Annotated in this window: 6 protein-coding genes; 2 read left to right on the top strand and 4 right to left on the bottom strand. The window is 73.4% G+C overall.

The features are described from left to right. Positions 1-8 precede the first annotated feature (8 nt). From ACH9D3_RS02035 to ACH9D3_RS02025, 3 genes are all read right to left on the bottom strand, one after another. Complete coding sequence (locus ACH9D3_RS02035) at positions 9-2,135, bottom strand: fructose-specific PTS transporter subunit EIIC (protein ID WP_396409662.1); 2,127 nt, start codon at positions 2,133-2,135, stop codon at positions 9-11. A gap of 79 nt (positions 2,136-2,214) precedes the next feature. Beyond that, a complete protein-coding gene (locus ACH9D3_RS02030) occupies positions 2,215-3,189 on the bottom strand; it encodes a hexose kinase (RefSeq protein ID WP_396409661.1) in 975 nt (324 codons plus the stop codon). Continuing rightward, positions 3,186-3,977 carry a DeoR/GlpR family DNA-binding transcription regulator gene (locus tag ACH9D3_RS02025; RefSeq protein ID WP_396400437.1) on the bottom strand — a complete coding sequence of 264 codons (792 nt, stop codon included), beginning with the start codon at positions 3,975-3,977 and terminating at the stop codon, positions 3,186-3,188. The genes ACH9D3_RS02030 and ACH9D3_RS02025 overlap by 4 nt, the downstream gene beginning before the upstream one ends. A gap of 189 nt (positions 3,978-4,166) precedes the next feature. Between ACH9D3_RS02025 and ACH9D3_RS02020 the strand changes: the two genes are divergently transcribed. Continuing rightward, complete coding sequence (locus ACH9D3_RS02020; RefSeq protein WP_396409660.1) at positions 4,167-4,709, top strand: DUF3817 domain-containing protein; 543 nt, start codon at positions 4,167-4,169, stop codon at positions 4,707-4,709. 103 nt (positions 4,710-4,812) lie between these two features. Beyond that, positions 4,813-5,415, top strand: coding sequence for a TIGR03085 family metal-binding protein (locus ACH9D3_RS02015; RefSeq protein ID WP_396400439.1), 603 nt, complete (start codon positions 4,813-4,815; stop codon positions 5,413-5,415). Positions 5,416-5,490: 75 nt separating this feature from the next. Here ACH9D3_RS02015 and ACH9D3_RS02010 read toward each other — a convergent pair. Continuing rightward, positions 5,491-6,312, bottom strand: an 822-nt coding sequence (locus ACH9D3_RS02010) for a L,D-transpeptidase family protein (RefSeq protein ID WP_396409659.1), incomplete at its 5' end; no start/stop codon positions are given.

The raw sequence follows: 6,312 nt of genomic DNA, 5'->3' as shown, positions 1-6,312 counted from the left end.
CACGACGCTCAGGCGGTGGTCGGCACAGCGGCGGCGTCCTCGCGCGAGCGGGTGGCGTCGGCCACTCGCCCGTGTGCTCCGCCCACGTGCTTGAGGGCGACGACGACTGCTGCTGTGACCACGGTACCGACAACCACCGCGAGCAGGAACATCAGCGGGTTGCCGATGAGGGGCAGGATCCACACACCGCCGTGCGGTGCCGGGGAGAGCGCCCCCGCGCTGAGGGAGATCGCGCCGGCCACGGCCCCGCCCACCATGGTGGAGGGCAGCACGCGCAGCGGGTCGGCGGCCGCGAACGGGATCGCTCCCTCGGAGATGAAGGACGCACCCAGCAGCCACGCGGCCTTGCCGTTCTCCTGCTCGGCCACGGTGAAGTAGCGCTTGCCGACGAGCGAGGCCAGGGCCAGGCCCAGCGGCGGGACCATGCCGGCGGCGATGACGGCGGCCATGATCTCCTGCGGGGCGGTGTTCGCGACCGTGGCGGCACCGAGGCCGGCGGCGGCGAACGTGTAGGCGACCTTGTTGATCGGGCCGCCGAGGTCGGCGCCCATCATGAGGCCGAGGATCGCGCCGAGCGCCAGCGCGCTGGCGCCGGTCATGCCGCTGAGCCACTCGGTGAGCCAGAGCATGAAGGTGGCGATCGGTCCGCCCAGGACCAGCAGCAGCAGGCCCGAGGAGAACAGGGTGGCCAGCAGCGGGATGACGACCACCGGCATCAGGGAGCCGAGCCAGCGCGGCAGCCGCGGCTGGGCCAGCCAGTAGGCGGCGAGACCGGCCAGCAGGCCGCCCACGATGCCGCCGAGGAAGCCCGCGCCCATGAAGTTGGCCACGAGACCCGCGGCGAAGCCGGGGGCGATGCCGGGGCGGTCGGCGAGCCCGTAGGCGATGTAGCCGGCCAGCGCCGGGACGAGCAGCCCGATGGCCAGGGCGCCCATCTTGAACAGGACGGCGCCCAGGTACAGGGCGATGGTCGCGTCACCGAGGTTCCACAGGGTGGAGGTCCCCAGGACGTCGTCGGCGACGTCGGCGACACCGGCGCCGGCGATCATGAAGCCCAGGGCGATGAGCAGACCGCCGGCGGCCACGAACGGGATCATGTAGCTGACGCCGGTCATCACGGCCTTGCGGATGCGGGTGCCCCAGCCGTCCTGACCGCTCGTGGAGGAGGCCTGCGCGGTGTCCGCGCCGGCGGCGCCCTGCACGCGGGGGCCGTTCGGGTTCTCGGCGTTCGCGAGCGCCTCCTCGATCATCACCTTGGGCTCGTCGATGGCGCGCTTGACGGGCGAGGCGACGACCGGCTTGCCGGCGAAGCGGGAGCGGTCCCGGACGTCGACGTCGGTCGCGAAGATCACCGCGGTCGCCGCGGCGATCGTGGCGGGGTCCAGCTTGGTGAAGCCGGCCGAGCCCTGCGTCTCGACCTCCAGCTCCACGCCCATCTCCTCGGCCGCGTAGGTGAGCCCGTCGGCGGCCATGTAGGTGTGGGCGATGCCGGTCGGGCAGGCGGTGACGGCCACGATCTTGCGGCCGGTGTGGGCGGCCGGCGTCTCCGCGGCGGTCGGTGCCGCGGCCGCGCCGTCGGCGTCCGTCCCGGTGTCCGTGCGGGTGCCCACCGACGCCGGGACGGCGGCGGCGGCCGTGGACCCGGCGGCGGAGCCCTCGGCGGGCGGCGCCTCGGTGTCCGGTCCGAGACCGAGCGTCCCGTCGACGATCCGGACGACCTCCTGCTCGGAGCGCGCGGCGCGCAGCGACGCCACGAACTCCTTCTTCATGAGCGAGCGGGCGAGCTTGGCCAGCAGCTTCAGGTGGGTCTGGTCGGCGCCCTCCGGAGCGGCGATGAAGAAGACGAGGTCCGCGGGACCGTCCTTGGCGCCCCAGTCCACCTTGGGATCCAGGCGGGCCATGACCAGCGTGGGCTCGAGGACGGCGGTGGAGCGGCAGTGCGGGATCGCGATGCCGCCGGGAATGCTGGTGGCGGTCTTGTTCTCGCGGGCGATGGCGTCGGCCAGCAGCCCGTCCAGCTGCTCCGCCCGCCCGGTGCGCTGCACCAGGGCGGCGAGCTGGCCGATGACGGTTTCCTTGTCTTCTCCCAGGTCCTGGTCGAGCGAGACCAGGTCGGGAGTAATGAGCTCGGACACAGTGTCCTCCTTGAGCGGCCGGGCCGGGGCCCGGGTGGTTCGGATGAGGTGAGGTGGGGTCGGGCGGGATCGGGCGGGGTCAGTCGGGGACGGCGCGTGCGGCGAGCTCCCGCACGGTGACCGCCCCCGGGGTGGTCTCGGTCAGGGCCGGGACGCGGGTGCCCGGCAGGGCGGCCGCGGCGGATCCGGAGGCCACGGCCTGGCGCAGGCACTCCGGCGGCGCGTCGCCGCGCTCCTGGGCGATGAGGTAGCCCGAGAGCGAGCTGTCGCCGGCGCCCACGGTGGAGCGCACGGCCACGGGTTCGTGGACGGCGTGCCAGGAGCCCTCCGGGACGGTGAGCACCGCCCCGCCGGCCCCGAGGGTGGTGAGGACCGCGCCCAGGCCGCGGTCCACGAGCGCGGCGGCGGTCGCGGCCGCGAGGTCGGGATCGGCCTCGAGCCGCTCGCCGTCGACCGCCCCCACGAGTTCGGCGAGCTCCTCGCCGTTGGGCTTGATGAGGTCGGGCAGGGCGTCGTCGCCGGAGGTGGAGCCCCGAAGGGCTGCTCCGGAGGTGTCCACGGCGAAGAGGGGTGAACGGTCCCCCAGGGCGGCGCGGACGCGGCGGACGATCCGTGCGTAGACGTCCTCGGGGGCGCCGGGCGGCAGGGAGCCGGCCAGGACCACCCAGGAGGCGTCCGCGCCGCGGTGCACGAGGAGCTCGACGACGGCGTCGACCTGCTCGGGGTCCAGCGGCGCACCGGGTGCGTTGATCTTGGTGGTGGTGCCGTCCGGCTCGGTGATCGTGATGTTCGAGCGGATCGGCGCGCCCACAGGAACCGCCTCGTAGGGGACGTCGGCCGCCGCGAGCTCCGCCAGCAGCGGGTCGCCGGGGTCCCCCGGCAGCACGGCCAGGGTGGGGACGCCGCTCACGCGCAGCGCCCGGGAGATGTTCACGCCCTTGCCCCCGGCGTCCTGCCGGGCGCCGTCGGCGCGCTGGACCGCGCCGCGGCGCAACGGGGCGGGGAGCTCGACCGTGCGGTCGAGGGACGGGTTGAGGGTGACGGTGAGGATCACGCGACCACCACCTCGACGTCGGCCTCCTCGAGGGCGGCGGCGAGCTCCGGGCCGGGTGCCCGGTCGGTGATGAGGGTGTCGACTTCGTCGAGCGACGCGAAGCGCATGAGGGTCTCCTGATCGTGCTTGGCGGAGTCGCAGAGGACCACGACCCGCCGGGAGGTCTGGATGATGGCGGACTTGACGACCGCCTCGATGGGGTCCGGGGTGCTCAGGCCGAACGCGGCGTGGATCCCGTTGCAGCCCACGAACGCGAGGTCGGGGCGCAGCCGGGTGTAGTGCTCCGCGGCCCGGCTGCCGGCGGCGGCCCAGGTGAGCTTGCGGACCCGCCCGCCGACGAGCTCGAGGCCGATGCCGGTGGCGTCGGCGAGCTTGGCGGCGATGTGCAGGGCGTGGGTGATGATGAGCTGTTCCTGCCCGTCCGGCAGGGAGGAGTCGGTGCGGACGATGAGGTCGGCCAGGGCCTCGACGGTGCTGCCGGCGTCGAGCACGACGGCCCCCGCCCCGCTGGTGCGCAGGAGGCTGAACGCGGCCTCCGCGACCCGCCGCTTCTCCGGGGTGTTGAGGTGCTTGCGGGAGGAGATCGCCTTCTCGTCGGACGTCGACTGGTCCGCGGAGACCGCGCCCCCGTGGACCCTCCGCAGCCTTCCGGCGGCCTCGAGGGCCGCGAGGTCGCGGCGGACCGTCTCCATGGTGACGTCGAAGCGGCGGGCCAGGTCGGCGCCGTTGACCCGGCGGGTCGTGCCCACCAGCTCCGCGATCTCGGCCTGGCGTTCCTCTGCGAACATGACATGCACCTCACGGACGGGGACGGGCTCTTTGTTCCTTTGAGTTTATGTGAGTTCGTGTGGTTTTACCAGGGATAGTGGTGACCCAGTTCACGGAACGCCACAATCGGTCCCCGGCGGGGCCCCGTCCGGCCTCGCGCACCGACTCCGCACCGACTCCGCACCGTCCACGGCGCGGATATCATCCTGGTGACGGAGGACGGCCGGATCGTGGATCAGGCGCCCCCGAACGACCCGGACGCCCACCAGGCCCTCGACACGCAGGAGAGCACCCCCATGACACCCCGCGAGCTCTACGGACGCTTCGCCGTCGCAGAGGCGGTGACCTGGACCCTGCTGATCCTCGGCATGGTCCTGAAGTACACGGGGACCTCGGAGGCCTTCGTGCCCGTCTTCGGCATGCTGCACGGGCTCGTCTTCCTGGCGTACTGCGTGGTGACCTGCTTCGTGTGGGTGGACCAGCGGTGGTCGGCCGGATTCGGGGTGCTGGGACTGGCCAGCGCCGTCGTCCCGTACGCCACGATCCCCTTCGAGCACAGGGCACGGCGCTCGGGCCGGCTCGCCGGCGGATGGCGGCTGGCCCCCGGCGGCGACCGCCCCGGCACCGTGCTGGAGAAGCTGGGGGCCTGGTCCCTCCGCAGCCCGGCCCTGGCGGTCGTGGCGGGCGTGGTCGTGGTCGCGGGCCTCGCCTCGGTGCTCCTCCACCTGGGGCCGCCCGTCCCCCGGGGCTGACCCGGTGCCACCCCGCGCCGGTTCCCGGCGGCGGCGGCACCCGGTATAGCGTGGTGGGAGGACGGCCCCGCCGACCGACGGCGGCGCCACGAGGAGGAACCACGTGACCAATTTCGCCAACGTCGAGCGCCGGCATCTCGCCGCGCTCCTGCGCCGACTGGGCCCCGACGCCCCGACCCTGTGCGAGGGCTGGAGCACCCGCGACCTCGCCGCACACATCGTCCTGCGCGACGGTCGCCCCGACGTCCTGGCCGGCAAGGCCCTGTCCCGCGTCCCCGTGCTGCACGACCGCGCCCGTCGCACGGAGGAGCTCGTGGCCCGCCAGCCGTGGGACGAGCTGGTGCGGAAGGTGGAGCACCCCCCGCTGTACTCGCCGGCGCGCCTCGGACCGCTGGACAAGCGGATGAACACCGTGGAGTTCTTCGTCCACCACGAGGACGCCCGCCGCGCCCAGCCCGGCTGGCACGACCGTCCCCTGCTGCACGACGAGGAGCAGACCCTGTGGCAGTCCCTGAGCCTCCTGGCCAAGGTCATGCTCAAGGACGAGGAGGACACGGTGGTGCTCATCGCACCCTCCTACGGCGCCGTGCGCGGCGGCCGTGGCCGGACGGGGAGTGTGCGCGTGCTGCGCGCCGTGCCCAGTGAGCTGCTGCTGTGGACCTTCGGCCGCCGCGAGCAGGCCCGGGTGGAGCAGACCGTGGAGTAGCCCCGGACGGACGGGGCCGGACGGACAGGAGGGGGACCGCGCGCCGCGCGGTCCCCCTCCCCCGTTCCCGGAGCGTCAGCGGAACAGGTCCGCCCGGACGCCCATGATGATCCGATCACCCGGCCGGGCCGTCCGCATGTACCGGGCGACCTCGTGCTCGTGCAGGGCGATGCACCCGGCCGTGGGCTTCTTGTTCGCGTGCAGGAAGATCGCGAAGCCGTGGCCCTGGACGATGGACGAGTCGGGCGGGCGGTTGTAGTTGATCACCACGCCCAGCCGGTAGTCGCCCGACAGCGAGAAGTACCACATGTTCTCGTCCGGCCAGGTGTAGCCCGGGGACTCGAAGTACTTGTTGTAGAGCGTGCCGGGACGGCCGCCCCACCGGGAGTTCGGGTTGAGCTGCCGGTAGGGCAGCGCCGTGCCGGGGTTGTAGACCCCGAAGGACTCCGTGACCGAGTACGACCCCTGCGGAGAGAAGAGGTGCTGCGTGTGCCCGGAGGGCACCCCGGGCCTCTTGAAGCCGCTGGCCCCGACGTAGGAGGACGTGCGCCACTCCTCGACGTAGCTGCCGGCGATCCGCACGCAGTTGATGAACGTGGCCTCGGAGCGCCCGTAGGCCTCGGCGATGGTCAGCGACACCCGCGCCGCGTTGCGGGTCGGCTGCACGGAGCGGCCGTTGTTGAGGTTCTGGCACTCGCCCCGGAACGGGTGCGTGCGCGCGCCTCCGGAGCGGGTCCACGTGATGATGCCGTGCTGGAACTTCTGGTGGGCGGAGTCGCTGCCCTGGAGGACGAGGTCCCCCACCGGGTAGCCCAGGGCCCCGCGCTCCCAGCGCTGCTGACCCCACTTCTTCCCGATGGCGCCCTGGAGCCGCACCAGCTTCGCCCCCGTGGCGGG

The sequence above is a fragment of the Kocuria kalidii genome, assembly GCF_044462225.1.
GTDB lineage: Bacteria > Actinomycetota > Actinomycetes > Actinomycetales > Micrococcaceae > Kocuria > Kocuria kalidii.
Note: the sequence above shows the minus strand (reverse complement) of the source record. Positions and strands in the feature narration are given on the sequence as shown.

Coding starts and splice junctions, on each gene's coding strand:
- ACH9D3_RS02025 (WP_396400437.1), bottom strand. CDS start 3,977: ATGTTCGCAGAGGAACGCCAGGCCGAGATCGCGGAGCTGGTGGGCACG.